The organism is Paraburkholderia sp. GAS82 (assembly GCF_050436285.1).
GTDB lineage: Bacteria > Pseudomonadota > Gammaproteobacteria > Burkholderiales > Burkholderiaceae > Paraburkholderia > Paraburkholderia phenazinium_B.
The window spans coordinates 313,522-331,818 of sequence record NZ_JBNDLX010000008.1 but is presented as its reverse complement, the minus strand read 5'-3'; the positions used below and the strand labels follow the sequence as shown (position 1 = coordinate 331,818).

17 protein-coding genes are annotated in these 18,297 nt (G+C 63.3%); 5 read left to right on the top strand and 12 right to left on the bottom strand.

All coding sequences use genetic code 11. The features are described 5' to 3' along the window. Nucleotides 1-70 precede the first annotated feature (70 nt). The 3 genes from P3T17_RS25535 to dalD all read right to left on the bottom strand — a co-directional run bounded on the left by P3T17_RS25535 (nt 71) and on the right by dalD (nt 4,142). Entirely contained in the window at nt 71-1,018 is a 948-nt protein-coding gene (locus P3T17_RS25535) for a sugar-binding transcriptional regulator (RefSeq protein ID WP_074263484.1), read from the bottom strand. A gap of 74 nt (nt 1,019-1,092) precedes the next feature. After that, a complete protein-coding gene (gene xylB / locus P3T17_RS25530) occupies nt 1,093-2,574 on the bottom strand; it encodes a xylulokinase (protein WP_429409309.1) in 1,482 nt (493 codons plus the stop codon). A gap of 161 nt (nt 2,575-2,735) precedes the next feature. Beyond that, nucleotides 2,736-4,142: a D-arabinitol 4-dehydrogenase gene (dalD, locus tag P3T17_RS25525; RefSeq protein ID WP_074263486.1), complete on the bottom strand. Its 1,407-nt coding sequence runs from the start codon at nt 4,140-4,142 to the stop codon at nt 2,736-2,738. 441 nt (nt 4,143-4,583) lie between these two features. On the opposite strand from dalD, the gene P3T17_RS25520 reads away from it, so the two are divergent. Then, nucleotides 4,584-5,573, top strand: a complete 990-nt coding sequence (locus P3T17_RS25520) for an AraC family transcriptional regulator (protein WP_429409308.1) — start codon at nt 4,584-4,586, stop codon at nt 5,571-5,573. Between the two features lie 52 nt (nt 5,574-5,625). Here the strand turns inward: P3T17_RS25520 and kynA are convergent, their stop codons facing one another. From kynA to kynB, 3 genes are read right to left on the bottom strand one after another with little or no spacing between them, the layout of a single operon-like run. After that, entirely contained in the window at nt 5,626-6,624 is a 999-nt protein-coding gene (gene kynA / locus P3T17_RS25515; protein ID WP_429409307.1) for a tryptophan 2,3-dioxygenase, read from the bottom strand. Nucleotides 6,625-6,634: 10 nt separating this feature from the next. Continuing rightward, on the bottom strand, nt 6,635-7,885 hold the full coding sequence (gene kynU, locus P3T17_RS25510; protein ID WP_429409305.1) for a kynureninase: 1,251 nt from the start codon (nt 7,883-7,885) through the stop codon (nt 6,635-6,637). Between the two features lie 30 nt (nt 7,886-7,915). Continuing rightward, nucleotides 7,916-8,560: an arylformamidase gene (gene kynB, locus P3T17_RS25505; protein WP_429409304.1), complete on the bottom strand. Its 645-nt coding sequence runs from the start codon at nt 8,558-8,560 to the stop codon at nt 7,916-7,918. A gap of 131 nt (nt 8,561-8,691) precedes the next feature. Here kynB and P3T17_RS25500 point away from each other — a divergent pair, with 131 nt between their 5' ends. Then, nucleotides 8,692-9,207: an Lrp/AsnC family transcriptional regulator gene (locus P3T17_RS25500; RefSeq protein ID WP_074263491.1), complete on the top strand. Its 516-nt coding sequence runs from the start codon at nt 8,692-8,694 to the stop codon at nt 9,205-9,207. A gap of 98 nt (nt 9,208-9,305) precedes the next feature. Here P3T17_RS25500 and P3T17_RS25495 read toward each other — a convergent pair whose 3' ends face one another. Further along, a complete protein-coding gene (locus P3T17_RS25495) occupies nt 9,306-9,815 on the bottom strand; it encodes a flavin reductase family protein (protein ID WP_429286823.1) in 510 nt (169 codons plus the stop codon). A 342-nt stretch (nt 9,816-10,157) separates the two neighbouring features. Between P3T17_RS25495 and msrA the strand changes: the two genes are divergently transcribed. Next, nucleotides 10,158-10,706, top strand: a complete 549-nt coding sequence (msrA, locus tag P3T17_RS25490; protein ID WP_429409303.1) for a peptide-methionine (S)-S-oxide reductase MsrA — start codon at nt 10,158-10,160, stop codon at nt 10,704-10,706. Between the two features lie 81 nt (nt 10,707-10,787). Here msrA and P3T17_RS25485 read toward each other — a convergent pair whose 3' ends face one another. From P3T17_RS25485 to pdxH, 3 genes are all read right to left on the bottom strand, one after another. After that, a complete protein-coding gene (locus P3T17_RS25485; RefSeq protein WP_429409302.1) occupies nt 10,788-12,140 on the bottom strand; it encodes a DUF72 domain-containing protein in 1,353 nt (450 codons plus the stop codon). 79 nt (nt 12,141-12,219) lie between these two features. After that, the gene (locus P3T17_RS25480; RefSeq protein ID WP_074263494.1) at nt 12,220-13,443 is read right to left on the bottom strand and encodes an SAM-dependent methyltransferase; all 1,224 of its coding nucleotides are present in this window, start codon (nt 13,441-13,443) and stop codon (nt 12,220-12,222) included. A 144-nt stretch (nt 13,444-13,587) separates the two neighbouring features. Then, nucleotides 13,588-14,229 (bottom strand): pyridoxamine 5'-phosphate oxidase, encoded by a 642-nt coding sequence (gene pdxH, locus P3T17_RS25475; RefSeq protein ID WP_074263495.1) that lies wholly within the window; start codon nt 14,227-14,229, stop codon nt 13,588-13,590. A 225-nt stretch (nt 14,230-14,454) separates the two neighbouring features. On the opposite strand from pdxH, the gene tcdA reads away from it, so the two are divergent. Then, nucleotides 14,455-15,321 (top strand): tRNA cyclic N6-threonylcarbamoyladenosine(37) synthase TcdA, encoded by an 867-nt coding sequence (gene tcdA / locus P3T17_RS25470; RefSeq protein WP_074263496.1) that lies wholly within the window; start codon nt 14,455-14,457, stop codon nt 15,319-15,321. Between the two features lie 40 nt (nt 15,322-15,361). On the opposite strand, the gene trxA is transcribed toward tcdA, so the two are convergent. Beyond that, nucleotides 15,362-16,210: a thioredoxin gene (gene trxA / locus P3T17_RS25465; RefSeq protein ID WP_429409301.1), complete on the bottom strand. Its 849-nt coding sequence runs from the start codon at nt 16,208-16,210 to the stop codon at nt 15,362-15,364. A gap of 159 nt (nt 16,211-16,369) precedes the next feature. Beyond that, nucleotides 16,370-17,251, bottom strand: a complete 882-nt coding sequence (locus P3T17_RS25460; protein ID WP_074263498.1) for a pirin family protein — start codon at nt 17,249-17,251, stop codon at nt 16,370-16,372. 129 nt (nt 17,252-17,380) lie between these two features. Here P3T17_RS25460 and P3T17_RS25455 point away from each other — a divergent pair, with 129 nt between their 5' ends. After that, nucleotides 17,381-18,262 (top strand): EamA family transporter, encoded by an 882-nt coding sequence (locus tag P3T17_RS25455; protein WP_429409300.1) that lies wholly within the window; start codon nt 17,381-17,383, stop codon nt 18,260-18,262. Nucleotides 18,263-18,297 lie beyond the last annotated feature (35 nt).

Sequence of the window (18,297 nt, the reverse complement as noted above, 5' to 3'; positions counted from 1 at the left end):
GCGAAGACCGCGAAGACCGCGAAGAAGGCAAGGTGCGCCGCGTATAGCCGGCGCATCTTGCCTGTAGCGTTCACGCCTCCAGCGCCGCTCGTGCGCACAGTTCGTCGGTCACCAGCCCCGACAGCCATCCGCCTTTGAGCACTGCAATCACCGCCTCGCGCTTGCGCTCGCCGCCGGCGAAGCCAATCGTGGGCCGCCGCGGCGGCGAATCCAGCGCCACGCTGGTGACGCGCTGCCCCGTCGACGATTCGACGTGCCCACCCGCCGCGTCTATCGGCAGACCGAGGATCTCGGCTACCGCCTTGTTTTGCACGAGCTCCTTCACTTCGCTTGACGTAATAAACCCATCCTCGTATAGCGGACAGTGCGGTCCGATGTTGCCAATCCCGACAAACGCCACATCGGCCTCGCCTGTCAGCGATTCGACGATCCGGTACAGACGGTGATTGCACCACTGCGCGCGCTCGGCCTCGCTATCGGCGAGCAGCGGCGCGGGCAGCAGAAAATGCTTGCCGCCGGTCTTCTCCGAAATGTGCAGCGCGACGTCGTAGCGGTTCGAGGAGCCGTCCTGGGCGATCGCCCCGACCATCGATACCAACCGGTGTTGCGGACGCTCCAGTTGGGCGATCTGGTCGACCGCGGCTTTGAGCGTCCGGCCGCTGCCCACCGCGACTACCATTGGCTTTTCTTCGTTCAGATAGCGTTCCATCACCTGCGCGCCGGCGACGGCGAGCTTGCGGTCGACTTCCTCGGCGGTGTCGTTGTCGACCGGCACGACTTCGCACATCGCGAGGCCATAGCGCTTCGATAACTGCTCGGCGAGCGCGAGGCAATCGGCGAGCTGATGATCGACCCGCACGCGGATCAGGTTTTTCTCGACCGCGAATGCGACCAGCCGCTGTGCCACCGGGCGCGACACCTGCAGCTTCTCGGCGATCTCGTTCTGGGTGTTGCCTGCGACGTAGTAGAGCCACGCGGCGCGTGTGGCGAGGTCGAGTTTTTCGTTGGACTTGGGCACGGTGGGCTTCTTGTGGTTTGCGCCGAGGATAGCAGTCTCTCAGTCTGCTGATTCCGGCATGGGGGACGTCATCGCTAAGCCAGCCGCTCGCGCGACGGGTCGAACAGCGGCCGTACATGCCGGTACAACGTCCGGAAGCCATCCAGCCGCGCGCGCAAGGCCGCGTGTCGCGCCGGGTCCGGGGTGAATTCCATTTCGACCGGGGGTTTGGTGAGCACCTGCGCCGGATCGCCACCTGCCGCCAGCCAGCCGAGGCGGGCCGCGCCGAGCGCGGCGCCGGTTTCGCCGCCGCCGTGCTTGCGGGTGGTGGTGTTTAGCGCGTCCGCCAGTAGTTGCGCCCAGTAGTTGCTGCGCGCGCCGCCGCCAAGCAGTGACAGTCCGCTCGCCTCGGTGCCGGCAGCGCGCAGTGCATCGAGCCCGTCAGTGAGCGCGAAGGTTACGCCTTCGAGCACCGCGTAACCGAGCAACGCGCGATCGGTGGCGTGATTCATGCCGAAGAACACGCCCTGCGCATACGGATCGTTGTGCGGCGTGCGCTCGCCGGATAGATACGGCAGGAAAAATGGCGCGCTCGCCAAAGCTTCGGGCGTCAGCGCTTCGACTTCGGCGAGCAGCGTGGGTTCGTCGGTGGAGGTAAGCTTGCAGACCCAGCGCAGGCAACTCGCTGCCGAGAGCACCACGCTCATCTGATGCCAGCGGTCCGGAATCGCGTGGCAAAACGCGTGCACGGCGGATGACGGGTTCGGCCGGAAGCTGTCGCCGACCACACACAGCACGCCCGAGGTGCCCAGTGAGACAAAGCCGTCGCCCGGTTGCGTCGCACCGATGCCGATCGCGCTCGTCGCGTTGTCACCACCGCCTGCCGCGACGACGACACCGTCGCCGAGGCCAAACTCATGGGCCACGTCGGCGCGCAAGATGCCGGACGATTCGCTGCCTTCGCACAGACGCGGCATCTGCGAGCGGCTCATGTCGCAGGCGGAGAGCAGCGTGTCGGACCAGTCGCGCTTCGCCACATCGAGCCACAACGTGCCCGCGGCATCCGAAGGATCGGACACCTTGTCGCCGGTCAGCTGCAGCCGCAGATAATCCTTCGGCAGCAGCACATACGCTGTCTGCCGGAAAATCTCCGGCTCATGACGTGCGACCCACAGCAGTTTGGGCGCGGTGAAACCGGGCATCGCGAGATTGCCGGCTATCTGGTGCAACTCCGGCGCACGCTCGGTCAGCTCGGCGCATTCCTCGACACTGCGCATGTCGTTCCACAGGATCGCCGGGCGCAGTACACGGTCCTGCGCATCGAGCAGCACGGCGCCGTGCATCTGCCCCGAGAGGCCAATGCCGCGGATCTGGGCGAATTCGTCGGGGTGCTTCGCGCGCAGCGCAAAGAGGGCGGCGCGCGTGCCTTCCCACCAGTCGGAGGGATTCTGTTCGGCCCAGCGCTGATGCGGGCGCGAAACGGTAAACGGAGAGCCTGCCGTACCGATCACGCGTCCGTTTGACGCGAGCAGCAGGACTTTCACTTCGGACGTGCCGAGGTCGATGCCGAGATACATGGGCGCGGAACCTTCGTCGTTGGGGATGCGCTACTGTAGCCGCACACGGCGGTCGATGCCATGGGCGTTAGACCTGACCCGGGACGGCGTGCGGTGGTTCGTGGTGGCCGCGGCAGTGTGTCGTCAAGGAGGCGGGGGCGCGGTGGGCGCGCCCCCGAGCCTTAGGCGCGCGTGGCTAGCCACGCATCCACGCGGGCTAGCGCACCGCGCAGCGCCTTCTCCAGATGGGGCGTTTGCGCGAGGCTGCCCCACAGAAGCCGATCGGCGCAGAACGCCTGCAACGGGTCGGGCGCGGCAAAGAATGCGCGCGCAACGCGTTCGTCCATCACACCGTCCTGATACTTGTACGGCAGCTTGCCGGCCTGCCAGCGGTCGAGAAAGCGGAAGAACAGCGCGGGCAGCATGGCAGTGGCCGCCGGCTCGACACCGCGTTCGAAGCACTCGGCGAGGGTCGGGGCAATGAAGCCCGGGATCTTCGAAAAGCCGTCGGCCGCGACCCGCTGATTGGTATCCTGGATATGCGGATTGCTGAAGCGGTCGAGCACGACGTCGCGATAGCGCGCCAGATCGAGCGGACTCGGCGTGAGACAGGGGATCACATCCTGTGTGACGTAATCGAAGGCGAACTGGCGGATCTCAGCGTCTTGCGTGCCTTCGTGGATGTAGTTCAGCCCGACCAGCGTTCCGGCCCAGGCAATGCAGCTATGGGTGGCATTGAGGATGCGGATCTTGGCCTCTTCATACGGCACCACCGATTCGACCAGCTCCGCGCCGACCCGCTCCCACGCCGGCCGTCCGGCGCAAAAGCGGTCTTCGATGACCCACTGGATAAACGCTTCGCCCATCACCGGCACGGCATCGTCGAAACCGGTGGCCGCCAGCACGCGTTCGCGCACATCGGGGGTGGGTCGTGGCGTGATGCGGTCGACCATGGAGCTCGGCGAGCTTGTATTGGCGTCGAACCAGGCCGCGAGCGCCGCCGCGCCGCTGCGCTCGAGGAACTCGCTCATTCCGGCGTGGAAACGCTCGCCATTGCTGCGCAGGTTGTCGCAGCTTTGCAGCGTCACCGGCCCGGCGTTGCGCTGCATGCGCGCTTCGAGAATCGCCGCCAATGCGCCGTAGATGGTCGTGCGGGCGCCTTTGAGGTCGGCGGCGAGGTCGGCAAGGGCTGTGTCGAGGCGGTCGTGCTCGTCGAGGTAATAGCCGCCTTCGGTGACCGTGAACGCGATGATCTTGCAGGCCGGATCGGCACCCGCTTCGATCAGTCCGTCGAGGGTCTCCGACCACGGCACCACGCGCTCAATCGAACGCACCGTCTCATACTCGCGCTCACCTGCGGGCGTGACGGTTTCGAGCGTATAGACACCGTCTTGCGCCGCGAGTCCTTCGAGCACAGCGTTCATGTCGCCGCGAATATTGCCGACCGTGAGCGACCAGCGCGGTTCGCCTTCCTTGCGTAGCTCGTTGAGGCGGTGCAGATACCACGCCTGATGGGCGCGGTGAAACGATCCTGCGCCAATGTGCAAGATCACGTGGGCGTTCGCGACGCCGCTTTGGCCGCTGTTCATAGGTGTCTCCTTTGTGGACCGGAGTTAGCGCTTGAGCGCTCGTGTCGATCCCTTGCGAAAGTTTTTCACGCACGGTCTACGCGTGCGTTTTCTGAGTGGAGCATTTGCTCTGCATGTGAACGAATGATCGTATCCGGCGAATCGAAAGTCAAGGCGGCAAACGCCTCAATCTGTGGCGCAGCGCCGCGTGGCGGGGCTTCTGCGAGGTGTGCGGAGAGTGGGCAGCGTTGTCTGGTGCCCGTTTGCAGCGCTGTTGCAATGCATCAAATTTGACATTCAAAGCGTCAGGAGTAACCCCGATGCAAAAAAGTATCAGTCTGCAGTCTCATTTTTAGTGGTGCGCAGCGCGTTTGAGGGCTAATTTCCGTTATACAAACCGAAGACCGGCGGCGCGCGCCAGAAATCAGCGCTGCAGCAAGCCGCTTCAATGGAGGAAGACACGTGCAACCCGATCTCGAGCTCGTGGCCGTGCGCCGCGACGAATCGTTCAAGGTGTGGTCCCACGGGTATCCGTACCGCACGGTGCGCTGGCATTTCCACCCCGAATACGAAATCCATCTGATCGTGGCGACGACCGGCAAGGTGTTCGTCGGCGATCACATCAGCAACTTTGTGCCTGGCAATCTGGTGATGGTGGGGCCGAACCTGCCGCACAACTGGGTGAGCGACGTGCCGGAAGGCGAAACCGTTGAACGGCGCAATCTGGTCGTGCAGTTCGGACAGGAGTTCGTCGCGCACTGTATGGAGAGCTTTCCGGAGTGGCGTCAGGTGGAGGCGTTGCTGGCCGCTTCGCGGCGTGGAGTGTCGTTCGGCGCGCAAACCAGCGCGGCGATCCAGCCGCTCTTTATGGAGCTGTTGAACGCGCGTGGCTTGCGCCGCATCGTGCTGTTCATGTCGATGTTCGAAGTGCTGGTGAGTGCTCAGGATACCGAACTGCTGGCGAGCCCTGCTTATCAGACGGATCCGACCAGTTTCGCTGCCACGCGCATCAATCATGCGCTGTCCTATATTGGCAAGAATCTGTCCTCGGACTTGCGTGAGTCAGATCTCGCGCAACTGGCGGGGCAAAGCGTAAGCGCTTTCTCACGTTATTTTCGCCGTCATACCGGCATGCCGTTCGTGCAGTACGTCAACCGCATGCGTATCAATCTCGCCTGCCAGATGTTGATGGACGATGAGTTGAGCGTGACCGATATCTGCTACAAGGTCGGCTTCAACAATCTGTCCAATTTCAACCGGCAGTTCCTGCTTGCGAAGGGAATGTCACCTTCGAAGTTTCGCCGTTACCAGCATCTGAACGACGCGAGCCGCGATGCTTCCGATGAAGCCGCGGCTCGTGGTGATGGTGTTGCTGATGCTCCGGCGATTGTGCCGGCGGTGCAGAAGCGGGGGCGTGCGCGGATATCGGCTGGCGCTTATCGGGCGACGTAGCAGGTTCGAGGTACGTCGCTCGTCCCGTGGTGGTGGAGCGAGCGTCTGCGGACTAAAGCATCGTCCTCACATGCCACAACTCTGGAAACAGCACCACGTCCAGCATCTTGCGCAGATACAGCGCGCCGCTGGTACCCCCCGTGCCTTGCTTGAAGCCGATGATCCGCTCAACCGTCGTCACATGACGAAAGCGCCACTGCCGAAACGCGTCTTCCAGATCGACCAGCTCCTCGGCCATCTCGTACAGTTCCCAATGTTGCGACGGATTGCGATAAACCTCGAGCCATGCTGCTTCCACTGACGCATCGTGCGTGGTCGGCTGGGTCCAGTCGCGCTCCAGCCTCCCGGATGCAATCGCAAATCCGCGCCGCGCGAGCAGACGGATCACTTCGTCATAGAAGGAAGGCGCTTCGAGCGTGGCCTGCACTTCGGCGAGCACGTCAGGCCGATGCGCATGCGGCTTCAGCATCAGTTCATTCTTGTTGCCGAGCAGGAACTCGATCTGCCGGTATTGATGCGACTGAAATCCGGACGAGCTACCCAGGTAAGGGCGCATCGCCGTATATTCGGACGGTGTCATCGTCGACAGCACGCTCCACGCCTGTACTAACTGCTCCATGATGCGCGACACGCGCGCCAGCATCTTGAACGCGGGCGGCAACTCATCGCGATGCACCGCTTCGAGTGCAGCGCGCAGCTCGTACAACGCAAGCTTCATCCACAGTTCACTCGTCTGATGCTGGATGATGAACAGCATCTCGTTGTGATCCGGCGAAAGCGGATGTTGCGCAGACAGGATGGAGCCGAGCGAGAGGTAATCTCCGTAGCTCATCGACTTCGAGAAATCGAGTTGGGCGTTGTGCCAGCCGTTATCGATCTCGCCCGCGCTTTCGTTTTCGTCGTCCGCCGCCGGGACATGTGGCGCTGAGGCAGCGTGAACTGCAGCAGTGCTACCGCTGCCGTGACCAAACGGACAGCCGCCCTGCACCGGCGCAGCAGCAGACTCATCAGGTGAACCAGGCAGCCCCGGCGTTTGCATATGATCGGTCATCGCGCGCTCCTCAGGTCACCGCGCCGCGAGCGGCAAATTCCGGTGCACGCCAGGTCTCTTTGACCAGCACCTCATGCAGCGTTTCGACGGCATCCCACACGTCGACAAAGCGCGTGTACAGCGGCGTGAAGCCGAAGCGCAACACACGTGGTTCGCGATAGTCGCCAATCACGCCGCGCGCAATCAGCGCCTGCATCACTTCATAACCGTGCGGATGTTCGAAGCTCGCATGCGAGCCGCGTTGCGCATGATCGCGCGGCGTGACGAGCGTAAGCGGAAACTCGGCGCAGCGCGATTCGACCAGTTCGATGAACAGATCGGTCAGCGCCAGCGACTTCTGGCGAACCGCCTGCATATCGGTTTGCAGGAACACGTCGAGCCCGCATTCCACGAGCGCCATCGACACCATCGGCTGCGTGCCGCACAGGAAGCGTCCCACGCCGTCATCGGGCTTGTAGACCGGGTTCATCTCGAACGGCGCACGATGACCCCACCAGCCCGACAGCGGTTGCGCGAACGCATTCTGATGACGATGCGGCACCCACACAAACGCCGGCGAGCCGGGGCCGCCATTCAGATACTTATACGTGCAGCCCACCGCGTAATCCGCGCCGACACCATTCAGATCCACCGGCACCGCGCCCGCCGAATGCGCGAGGTCCCACAGTGCCAGCGCGCCCTTGTCGTGAATCAGTTTCGTGAGCGCCGCCATGTCGTGCATATAGCCAGTGCGGTAGTTCACGTGCGTGATCATCGCGATAGCGGTGTCGTCGCCGATCGCTGCAGGCAGTTCGGACGGATCGTCGACGAGGCGCAGTTCGTAGCCCCGATCGAGCTGCTCGATCAGCCCCTGCGCGATATACAGGTCCGACGGGAAGTTCGAGCGTTCCGAGACGATCACGCGCCGCTTCGGGTCACGCTCGTTCGCAAGACGCACGGCGGCTGAAAGCAGCTTGAACAGGTTGATCGAAATCGTATCGGTGACGACGACTTCGTTGTGCGCTGCGCCGATCAGCGGTGCGAGCTTGTTGCCCAGGCGCCGCGGCAATGCGAACCATCCCGCGCTGTTCCAGCTGCGGATCAGTCCTTCGCCCCATTCGGCGGCGATCACGGTTTGCGCGCGCTGCGCGGCGGCGGCCGGCGGCACGCCAAGCGAGTTGCCGTCCAGGTAGATGGTGGTCGAGGGCAGCGCGAACTGGTCGCGCAGGGCGCCAAGCGGGTCGGCGCGGTCGAGCGCTACGGCTTCGTCACGGTTTTTCATGATGGTCCAGAGTCAAAAAATCAGAATGGGTCAGCCGAGTTCGGCGGCGGGCAGCGCGCGCAGAACGGCGCGCACCGGGCTCGCATCGAGCGTGGCGAATTTGAGAGGCAGCGCGATCAGTTCGTAGTCGCCGGGCGCGACGGCATCCAGCACGATTCCTTCGAGAATCGCCATCCGGTGCGCGCGGATGCGGTGATGCGCGTCCATCGTCTTCGATTCCTGCGGGTCGAGCGACGGGGTGTCGATGCCGATCAGCTTGACGCCGTGCGACGCCAGCAGATCGATCGTCTCCGGCGCGACTGCGCAGAACGCACTGTCCCACGTCGTGGTCGGCGCTTGCTGGTAGGTGCGCAGCAGGACGCGCGGCGGCACACCGTCCAGCGAGCCGGCCACATGCTCGGGCGTGACGACCGGTGTTGCGCCAATGCAATGGATCACGCGGCAGCGGCCCAGATATGCGTCGAGCGGCACTGCGCCAATGGCGGCGCCCTCGGCGTCGTAGTGAAGCGGCGCGTCGGTATGCGCGCCGGTATGTGGCGAGAGCGTGAGCCGTCCGACGTTGACGGGCGAGCCCGCCTCCATGCGCCAGACGCGCTCGATGCCAACCGGCGTATCGCCCGGCCAGACGGGCGTTGCGGTGTCGACGGCGGGGGTGATGTCCCAGAGTGTAGTCATGTCTCCGATGCGCCTTTCTGTGTATCTCTCGAATGATAGGCGGGGCGAGATGAAATGTGCTTGCGAAAAAATCTCGTTTTTTGGTCTCCCTTGGAACATAATTTGATGCAAACAGGAAAGGGAGACCGAATATGAACGCGATCTCGCTCGACGCCACCGATTGCCGTATCTTGACGGTGCTTCAGCAAGAGGGAAGGATCAGCAATCTCGACCTGGCAGAGCGGATCTCGCTCTCGCCCTCCGCGTGTCTGCGGAGGTTGCGCTTGCTGGAAGAGCAGGGAGTGATCGAACGTTACCGGGCGTGCCTGAACCGCGAGGTGCTGGGTTTCGAACTGGAGGCGTTCGTGCAGGTATCGATGCGCAACGACCAGCAAAACTGGCACGAGCGTTTCGCCGAGGCGTTAAGGGACTGGCCGGAGGTGGTGGGAGCGTTCGTCGTGACGGGCGAGACTCATTATCTGCTGCGGGTGCTCGCGCACAACCTCAAGCACTACTCGGATTTCGTGCTGCAGCGGCTGTATAAGGCGCCCGGCGTGATGGATATCCGCTCGAACATCGTTCTGCAGACGCTCAAGGAGGATTCGGGCGTGCCGGTGGAACTGGTGCCAGGAGCGATGGCCAGAACCAGCGTGGTTGCAGGCGACTGAATGAAAGTGCGGAGGAAGTCCGGAGAAACGGCGCGGGCAGCATGCCGTGGGCCGACTCCGCGAGCAAATACTCGCGGCCCGGACGCAACATGAGCCGCCTAGAGCGGCTTTAGTCCGTGGAATTCGCCGTTCTGGAACACCAGCGGTGCAATCTCCCCGGCATCCTCACGGATCCCGCAGCGTTCCACTTCTCCAACGAAAATAACGTGGTCGCCTTCCTCGTAGCGGCTGCGGTTGTGGCATTCAAACCACGCTAGCGCACCGTCGAGCACCGGCATCCCGGAATCGCCCGCCGCGTGTGAGACACCCTCAAAGCGGTCACCCTTCACGGTCGCAAAGCGCTTGCACAGATCGAGCTGCGACGCGGCCAGCACGTTGACGACATAGTGGCTATTCGTCTGGAATGCCGGCATCGACGCCGAACGCGTCGCGAGGCTCCACAGCACGAGTGGCGGGGCGAGCGACACCGAATTAAATGAGCTCGCCGTGATGCCGATCAACCGCCCCGACGCCGCACGTGTCGTAATGACGGTAACGCCGGTGGCGAACTGGCCCAGCGCCTTTTTGAAGGCGAGCTGGTCGAAATTGGGCGGACTGGCGCGCTTCATCGGAAGCAGATCCGCAGGGCCGGCCAGGCGGCCGCATATGGCGCGCGAAGGGTATAAATTGAATCGAAAGTCATGTAGAAAATCGGCGATTTGTCCCAATTTTAACGGAATCGCGGGCGAACTGGCCGCGAACCTTGGCCGATGTCGCCATCAGGCGACCTCAATTCTTTCCAGTTGCCTTCGAGCGCTTGAGCTGCCATGAACCGCCGCCGCAGGCGTGGCCCGCTTCATGCGGGTAGCGGTAAATGTCCGCCGGCGGTCTGGCACGACAGGCGTGAAAAAGGGCGGCGGCGCGGCGAGGCCGCCGTATCCGCGGGTGGCAACCAACGAGGAGCAGGCAACATGAGTGAAACAGTCGAAACCGCCACCCTTGGAGGCGGATGTTTTTGGTGCCTCGAGGCGGTTTTTCTCGGCGTCGACGGCGTCAATGTCGTGGAGTCCGGCTACGCGGGCGGTCAGACGGAGCGCCCGACTTACGAGCAGGTGTGCGACGGTGTCACCGGGCATGCTGAAGTCGTGAAGGTCGATTTCGACCCGGCACGCATCAGCTACCGCGAGATTCTGGATATTTTCTTCGCGATCCACGATCCGACCCAGCTTAACCGGCAGGGCAACGACGTCGGCACGCAATACCGTTCGGTGATCTTCACTCATTCGGAAGCGCAACGCGAAACGGCGTTGCAGGCGATTCGCGAGATTGCCGCCGAAGGCATCTACGACGGACAGATCGTTACCCAGGTGCTGCCGCTCGACGGCAACTACTGGCCGGCCGAAGCCTATCATCAGAACTATTTCGCGCAGCATCCGGATCAGGGCTATTGCTCGTTCGTCGTGGCGCCGAAGGTCGCGAAGTTTCGTCAGAAGTTCGCGCATCGGGTCAAGGCGGGTTGAGCGCTGGGTGACCGGCGATGGAGTTCGGCTCGTTCCGGTTTGAGCGCGCGTTGGTTGGGCCCAGGTGCCAGGTGCGGGATGTCAGATGCTCTCAGGGGCTGCCGGTGCCGGTTCGCGGATTGCCGCTTCGTCCAGCAATCGTGAGTACGCCTCGACAATCGCCCGCGCGAGTTTCACGCAGGTCAGCGGCGCCGAGCCTTCCGCCTTGTTGTTCACGGCGATCAGCACCGGCTGCCCGGCAATCGCGTAGCGGGCGGCCAGTTCGGCCAGTGCTGTGCGGGTGGCCGGATCTTCGTCGACCAGACGGTCGAACGGATCGTACTTTGCCTTCGCCTGTTCGTATTTGAAGCCGCCGTGCAGACTCCAGCGCACGATCAGCGGGCCGGCCGGCTCGCCGTCGAGCAACGCAAGCGCCGCTGCCTGGCGCAGCGGGTCGGGCATGCGCGCATGAATCCCTACGCAATATCGCACCCCGGTCGCTTTCAGCGTGCGGATGAAGCGCGGCGTCAGCAGGCATGCGTCGCGAATCTCGACCGCGTAGCGCGTGCCTTCGGGTAGAACCGGCAATGCTGAGAGAAACCCGGCGAGCTGCTCGATGAAGCCGGCGGGGTTCGCCAGCATCTGATCGGGTAATGGCGAGAACTGGAACACAAGTGCGCCGGCCTTCGCACCCAGTCCCTCGAGGCAGGGCCGCACGAACTCGTCGATGGCCAGTTGCGCGTTCAGAAAGCACGGATTGAGCGAGACCGGTTCGCCGCGCTCGGCGCGCACGGTGGCATCGGTGACGAGCGCGGGCGCCTTGACGATGAAGCGGAAATGCTCCGGCACCTGCTGCGCGTAGCGCAGATAGTCAGTGACGGTAAGCGGCGCGTAAAACGAGCGGTCGATGCTCACCGTGCGCAGCAGCGGATGCAGGCCGTATGCGGTCAGACCGTCGCGAGAGAGTTTGCTGTTGCTGTAGTCGTCGCCGTAGACGATGCCTTTCCAGCCAGGAAACGACCACGTGGATGTACCGAGCCGGATCTGCGGGGGTAGCCCGGCGGCGATTTCGAGGACATCGGAAGAGGGTTCGGCGGCGATCACGTCGCGCGAGCGGCGTTTTTTGGGTGCAGTGGCGTCAGACGAGGGCGCCTCGTCCGTGTGGGGTTCCGTTTCAGCCCCGGATTCGGCATCAGCCTCATCGGCTTCCGTCTCGTCTTCCCATAACGAAGCGGCCAAAGAGGTTCGCGCTTGCCGCTGCCGGGTCGTGCCGGAAATGCCGCCCGGCGCAGCTTGGGGAGCAGCAGACGAAGAAGCGGGCATACCCACCGGCATGCCAAACAGATCCAGTTGCCCGGCATCCGCGTCCGGCGTGGCGGCGCCCTCACTGACCGCGTCCGTCCCCGCCTTCACCTGCGTCACCGACGCAAATTCGCTCGCTCCGCCTTCGTCCATCGATTCCTGATCTTCTCACTGTCAAGGGTTGCGCCGGAACGATCGCGCGGCTGATAGTGCTAGCTCCGGCGCAACCGCATCACAGCGGTTTGTCCTGCCTCTCGTACATGTACCGGCGCGACCACGGCAAGGTCTTCGCGCTGCGGCCAGCCTTGCGGCACACCACCTGGTAGATCGACACGTCGTCGTTTTCGAACGCATACGCGCAGCCGGCCAGATACACACGCCAGATGCGGAATTTTTCGTCGTCGACGAGCTTGCGTGCTTCTTCCGCGTGGGTTTCGAAATTCTCCGCCCAGATATCGAGCGTGTGCGCATAGTGACGGCGCAGGCTTTCGACGTCAACTGCCTCGAGCCCGCCGCGCTGCATCGATTCGAGCGCGAGGCTGATGTGCGGCAGTTCGCCGTCGGGAAACACGTAGCGATCGATGAACTCACCGCCGCCAAGCGCCGTTTCGCCGCTGTCCGAATCGCTCGACGTGATGCCGTGGTTCATTGCAATGCCGTCGTCCACCAGCAGATCGTGGATCTTCTGAAAGTAGCCCGGCAGATTTTTGCGGCCGACGTGTTCGAACATGCCCACACTCGTGATGCGGTCGAACTGGCCTTCCACGTCGCGGTAGTCCTGCAGGCGGATCTCGATCCGGTCTTCAAGCCCGGCGGCTTTCACGCGTGCAGTAGCCAGATCGAACTGGTTCTGCGACAGCGTCACGCCCACGCACTTCGCTCCGAACTTCGAGGCGGCCCGCAGCACGAGCGCACCCCAGCCGCAGCCGATGTCGAGCAGACGCTGCCCTGGCTGCAACTGGATCTTGGTAAGGATGTGGTCGATCTTCTTGATCTGCGCAGCGGCGAGATCTTCATCGCCCTCTTCGAAGTACGCACACGAGTACACCATGTTCTCGTCGAGCCACAGCTTGTAGAACTCGTTCGAGACATCGTAGTGGTACTGAATGGCTTTCTTGTCCGACGATTTCGAGTGATTGAAGTAGCGTCGCACCCGCGCCAGCTTGCTCGCACTGGTCACGGTGTTGCGTGCCAGCGAGTAGCCGATGTTGATGATGTCCGACAGCTTGCCTTCGATGTCGATCTTGCCCTTCACGTACGCCTCGCCCAGATTGTCGAGGCTCGGTTCGAGCAGGTAGGGCAACGCCGTTGCGCTCTTCACGTGCAAGGTGACCTGGGGCGCGGCAAACTGCCCGAAGTCGTGTTGCTGGCCGTCCCACAGAACAAGGCGTGCTGGCAGGTTCGCCCTGGTTTTTACGTCTTCAACCCACTGCGCCAGCTTCTTCTCCCAGAACATGTGATTTCTCCGTGTCCGATGAAATACAAAGCAAAGCTTTTCAGGTCGCTGCGTGCCTTGGCGTCACTCCCACACCGAATGGCCGCGCGATCCTGCCGGTGCACGCGCAGCTTGCAAGGCTAGCGCGCCGGCGTTGTTATAGGTTCAGGGCGATAGCCGGGCGATTTGCCAGTCGCCGTCTTGCACCGCACGTGTGTAGAGCAGCCGGTCGTGCAAACGCGACGGCCTGCCCTGCCAGAATTCTATGGCATCCGGAACCAGCCGGTAGCCGCCCCAGTGAGGTGGCCGCGGCGGTTGATCGCCGTACTTCGCGCTAATTTCTTTCTCACGCGCTTCGAGCACCGCGCGGCTTTCAATTACCTGACTTTGATCCGATGCCCATGCGCCAATCCGCGAACCGAGCGGGCGCGATTGGAAGTACTGATCGCTTTCGGCGGGACTTGTCTTTACGACGTTGCCCTCGATGCGCACCTGGCGCTCGAGTTCGATCCAGTAGAACAGCAGGCTCGCATGCGGATTGTCCGCGATTTCGCGGCCTTTACGGCTGTCGTAGTTGGTGAAGAACACAAAGCCGCGCTCATCGACGCCCTTGATCAGCACAATTCGGGCCGAAGGCCGGCCGCGCGAATCGACCGTGGCGAGCGTCATCGTATTGGGTTCGGGCAACTGGGCATCGAGCGCCTGTGCGAACCATGCTTCGAACTGGCGAAACGGGTTGTGGTCGACATCGCCGACGTCCATTGAACCTAGCGAATAATTTTTCCGAAGTTCGGCGAGTGAGGTCATGTTCTTATGCGAACGCTACAGTTCATCCAGTATAGCCAGGGAACAACTTTTCTGCGTGCGCGGTGACAACCTGTGCAGGCGCTAAAGCCACGGTTAGCGCAGGGCTGCAGCGTTCATGGCCACGTGATCAGGCAAAATAGCGGATTGGCACATGCGCGCGATTCGCTTCTGTGTTTCCCCGCTTCTTTGTCCGCCTCCATGTCCGTTTTCGACGAGCCCCCGACCATGTCCACGCCTGGCACTGCCGCGCCTTCCGATCTTACTACCAGCCCCGGCGGCTTTGAAGCCGCCGACCACGCGCGGCGTTTTGGCGGCATCGCCCGGCTGTACGGCGCGCCGGCACTGGCGGCGTTCGAGCGTGCGAGCGTCGCGGTGATCGGGATTGGCGGCGTCGGCTCGTGGGTGGCCGAGGCGCTGGCGCGCAGCGCGGTGGGCTCGCTGACGCTGATCGATCTGGATAACGTGGCGGAGAGCAACACCAACCGGCAGATTCACGCGCTCGACGGCAACTACGGCAAGCCGAAAGTCGACGCCATGGCTGAGCGGATTGCGCAGATCAATCCGCTATGCGACGTGCGTCTCGTTGAGGACTTCATCGAGCCGGATAATTTTGCGGCGCTGCTGGGCGGCGGTTTCGATTACGTGATCGATGCAATCGACAGCGTGCGTACCAAAACCGCGTTGATCGCATGGTGCGTCGAACAGGGGCAGCCGCTGATCACGGTGGGCGGCGCCGGCGGCCAGCTCGATCCGACGCGTATCCGCATCGACGATCTGGCGCTGACAATTCAGGACCCGCTGCTCTCGAAGGTCCGCGCGCAATTACGCAAACAGCATGGGTTCCCGCGCGGGCCGAAGGCGAAGTTCAAGGTGAGCGCGGTGTATTCGGACGAGCCGCTGATCTACCCGGAAGCGGCGGTTTGCGATATCGATGAGGTCGCCGAGCACGTCACCACTTCGCCGGGGTATGCCGGGCCGGTCGGGTTGAACTGTGCGGGGTTTGGTTCGAGCGTGTGTGTGACGGCGAGCTTCGGTTTCGCCGCCGCAGCCCATGTGCTGCGCGCGTTAGGGCAGCGGGCGGCGGCGGCTTAGCGCCTATAGGTTGCCTCGCGGCTCAAGGGTTCTCCGCTCCTCAGAACAACGCCGCGCTCAACTTGCGCCGCCACTGCGAGACGATTTCCGGCTGGTGTGCGGCCAGATCGAACACCGACAGCATGGTCTTGCGGCCAATATCGTCACGGAACGTGCGGTCGCGCTGCACGATAGCGAGCAGATGCTCGAGCGCGCCAGCATAGTTACGCCGCGCAATCAGCGCGCTAGCGAGGTCGAAGCGTGCTTCGAGATCGCCAGGCTCGGCGGCCACACGCGCTTCCAGCGCGTCCGTGGGCGGCAGGTCGGCCGCGGCATCGACGGCGTCGAGGCGCGTCTTGATTGCATTGAAGCGCGCATCGATACCCTGGGTGGTCTTTGGCGACAGCAGATTGACCTCGTTGCGCGCCTCGTCGATGCGGTTGTCTTCCAGCAGCAGCTCGATCAGATCGAGGCGGGCGTCGTCATAGCCCGGATCGTAGGCAAGCGCTTCCTTGAGTGCGTCGTATGCATCTTCGCGATGGCCTTCGGCGAGAGCGGTCTGCGCTTCGGCGCGTGCGGCGTCGGCGCCCTGCGGCACCAGCCGGTCGAGAAACTCGCGCAACTGACCTTCCGGCAGCACGCCGACGAACTGGTCGACGGGACGGCCGTCAGCAAACGCCATCACGTGCGGGATGCTGCGCACCTGGAAGTGCGCTGCCAGTTCCTGATTCTCGTCGACGTTCACCTTCACCAGGCGCCATTTGCCGGCATACTCGGTTTCGAGCTTTTCCAGCATCGGCCCGAGCGTCTTGCACGGGCCGCACCACGGCGCCCAGAAGTCGACCAGCACGGGGGCGAGCGTCGAGGCGGCGATAACGTCTTTTTCGAAAGTGGCCAGACTTGTTTCCATTGCATCCTCGTCGGTATAACGGTTCGTCCCGCTAGATGGGGGCGAATGCGGTGGGTTCAATGCGCGCAGGGGCTGGGTTCACGGCGCGGGCGGAATTGGGTGTCTCCGTGGACACCCGCGCGTTGCCACACCGCTACGCGGCTGCACCGCCCGAAGCACTCAGTGCGCTTTCCGCTCGGGCAGCGGAATCCACTCCGTTTCGCCGGGCACCTTGCCCATTTCCTGATTCGTCCACGCGAGCTTGGCCTGCTCGATTTTCTCGCGCGAACTGGCGACGAAATTCCATTCGATGAAACGTTCCCCGTCCAGCTTGTCGCCGCCGAGTACCATCACGGTGGCGCCGTTGCTACTGGCGAGCGTGACCGTTTCATCGAGCGCCAGCACTGCCATCGTGCCGACTTCGAGCGGCGTCCCGTCGATCTCCAGATCGCCTTCCACCAGATAGACGCCGCGTTCCTCATGTTCCGGTTCCAGCGCGAACGCGCTGCCGGGCGTGAAATGCGCGGCCACGTAAAGCGTGCCCGAGAAGGTCGTGACCGGCGCGGTCTGGCCGAACGCCGTGCCGGCGATCACGCGCAGCGTGACGCCGTTGCGTTCGATCTCGGGCAGCGTGGCAGCGGCGTGATGCTCGAAGGACGGCTCGGTATCTTCGTGATCCAGTGGCAGCGCGACCCAGGTCTGGATGCCGTGCATGGCGAGGCCACTCGCGCGGTCTTCGTTGGGTGTGCGTTCCGAATGGACGATGCCGCGGCCGGCGGTCATCCAGTTGACGTCGCCAGGGACGATTTTCTGCTCCGAGCCGATGCTGTCGCGATGCATGATCGCGCCTTCGAACAGATACGTGACCGTGGCGAGGCCGATATGCGGATGCGGCCGCACGTCGAGGCCGACGCCGGGTTCGAGCACGGCGGGACCCATGTGATCGAAGAAGATGAACGGCCCGATCAGGCGCGCGGCCAGCGCCGGCAGCACGCGACGCACGCTCAGGCTGCCTACGTCTCGCAGATGGGGCTTGAGGACTGCTTTGATCGAGGAGGACATGGTCACGCTCGTTGGGGAGGATTGGGGTCATTCTACTGGTGTGCGGGGGAGGATGTTGTTTGGCGGCTTTCGACGAAGCGAGGTTGCTCCGCTAAACTCTCTCTTCCGACAAAACCAAAGGAGACGGCCATGGCGCCGAAGGATTTGTTGCTGGCGCTAGTGGTGGTGATCGCGTGGGGCATTAATTTTGTCGTGATCAAAGTGGGCCTGCACGGCGTGCCGCCGATGTTGCTCGGCGCGCTGCGCTTCACGCTCGCCGCGGTTCCCGCCGTATTTTTCGTCAGGCGCCCGCAGATGCCGTGGCGCTGGTTGCTTGCCTACGGCGCGACCATCTCGTTCGGCCAGTTTGCGTTTCTCTTTTCCGCCATGTACGTCGGCATGCCCGCCGGGCTGGCGTCGTTGGTGCTTCAGGCGCAGGCCTTCTTCACGCTGATCTTCGCCGGGCTGTTTCTGCATGAGCGCTTTCGCGTGCCGAACGTCATCGGGCTGGCGATCGCTTCCGGCGGACTTGCTGTGATCGGCATGCAGGGCGGTCACGCTATGACGCTCGCCGGCTTCGTGCTCACGTTGTGTGCGGCCGGGTCGTGGGCGCTGGGCAACATCGTCACCAAGAAGGTCGGCAAGGTCGACCTCGTGGGGCTGGTGGTCTGGGGCAGCCTGATTCCGCCGCTGCCGTTTCTCGCGCTTTCCTACGCCTTCGAAGGTCCGCAGCGGATCGCCGCTGCGCTGTCGGGTATCGGCGCGACCTCGATCTTTGCCGTGGTGTATCTCGCCTTTATTGCGACGCTGTTGGGATACGGTTTGTGGAGCCGCCTGCTCTCACGCTATCCAGCGAGCCAGGTGGCGCCGTTTTCGCTGCTGGTGCCGATTGTGGGTCTGGCATCCGCCTCGGTGTTTCTGGACGAGCATTTGACGACGCCGCAGATTGCCGGCGCCGCTCTCGTGATGGTGGGTCTTGCGGTGAATGTGTTCGGCGGCTGGTTCGTGCGGCGCTTCGCGCCGGCACGTTAGTTCGCGCGGCGAAAAACCGCGATGGCAGACCGCCT

What these genes read in the sequence shown, in the direction of transcription:
- P3T17_RS25500 (WP_074263491.1), top strand. Translation starts at nt 8,692, where the DNA reads ATGAACGCGATCTCGCTCGACGCCACCGATTGCCGTATCTTGACGGTG.
- P3T17_RS25480 (WP_074263494.1), bottom strand. Translation starts at nt 13,443, where the DNA reads ATGTTCTGGGAGAAGAAGCTGGCGCAGTGGGTTGAAGACGTAAAAACC.
- P3T17_RS25495 (WP_429286823.1), bottom strand. Translation starts at nt 9,815, where the DNA reads ATGAAGCGCGCCAGTCCGCCCAATTTCGACCAGCTCGCCTTCAAAAAG.
- msrA (WP_429409303.1), top strand. Translation starts at nt 10,158, where the DNA reads ATGAGTGAAACAGTCGAAACCGCCACCCTTGGAGGCGGATGTTTTTGG.
- tcdA (WP_074263496.1), top strand. Translation starts at nt 14,455, where the DNA reads ATGTCCACGCCTGGCACTGCCGCGCCTTCCGATCTTACTACCAGCCCC.
- P3T17_RS25460 (WP_074263498.1), bottom strand. Translation starts at nt 17,251, where the DNA reads ATGTCCTCCTCGATCAAAGCAGTCCTCAAGCCCCATCTGCGAGACGTA.
- xylB (WP_429409309.1), bottom strand. Translation starts at nt 2,574, where the DNA reads ATGTATCTCGGCATCGACCTCGGCACGTCCGAAGTGAAAGTCCTGCTG.
- kynB (WP_429409304.1), bottom strand. Translation starts at nt 8,560, where the DNA reads ATGACTACACTCTGGGACATCACCCCCGCCGTCGACACCGCAACGCCC.
- pdxH (WP_074263495.1), bottom strand. Translation starts at nt 14,229, where the DNA reads ATGACCTCACTCGCCGAACTTCGGAAAAATTATTCGCTAGGTTCAATG.
- kynA (WP_429409307.1), bottom strand. Translation starts at nt 6,624, where the DNA reads ATGACCGATCATATGCAAACGCCGGGGCTGCCTGGTTCACCTGATGAG.
- dalD (WP_074263486.1), bottom strand. Translation starts at nt 4,142, where the DNA reads ATGAACAGCGGCCAAAGCGGCGTCGCGAACGCCCACGTGATCTTGCAC.
- kynU (WP_429409305.1), bottom strand. Translation starts at nt 7,885, where the DNA reads ATGAAAAACCGTGACGAAGCCGTAGCGCTCGACCGCGCCGACCCGCTT.
- trxA (WP_429409301.1), bottom strand. Translation starts at nt 16,210, where the DNA reads ATGGAAACAAGTCTGGCCACTTTCGAAAAAGACGTTATCGCCGCCTCG.
- P3T17_RS25455 (WP_429409300.1), top strand. Translation starts at nt 17,381, where the DNA reads ATGGCGCCGAAGGATTTGTTGCTGGCGCTAGTGGTGGTGATCGCGTGG.
- P3T17_RS25485 (WP_429409302.1), bottom strand. Translation starts at nt 12,140, where the DNA reads ATGGACGAAGGCGGAGCGAGCGAATTTGCGTCGGTGACGCAGGTGAAG.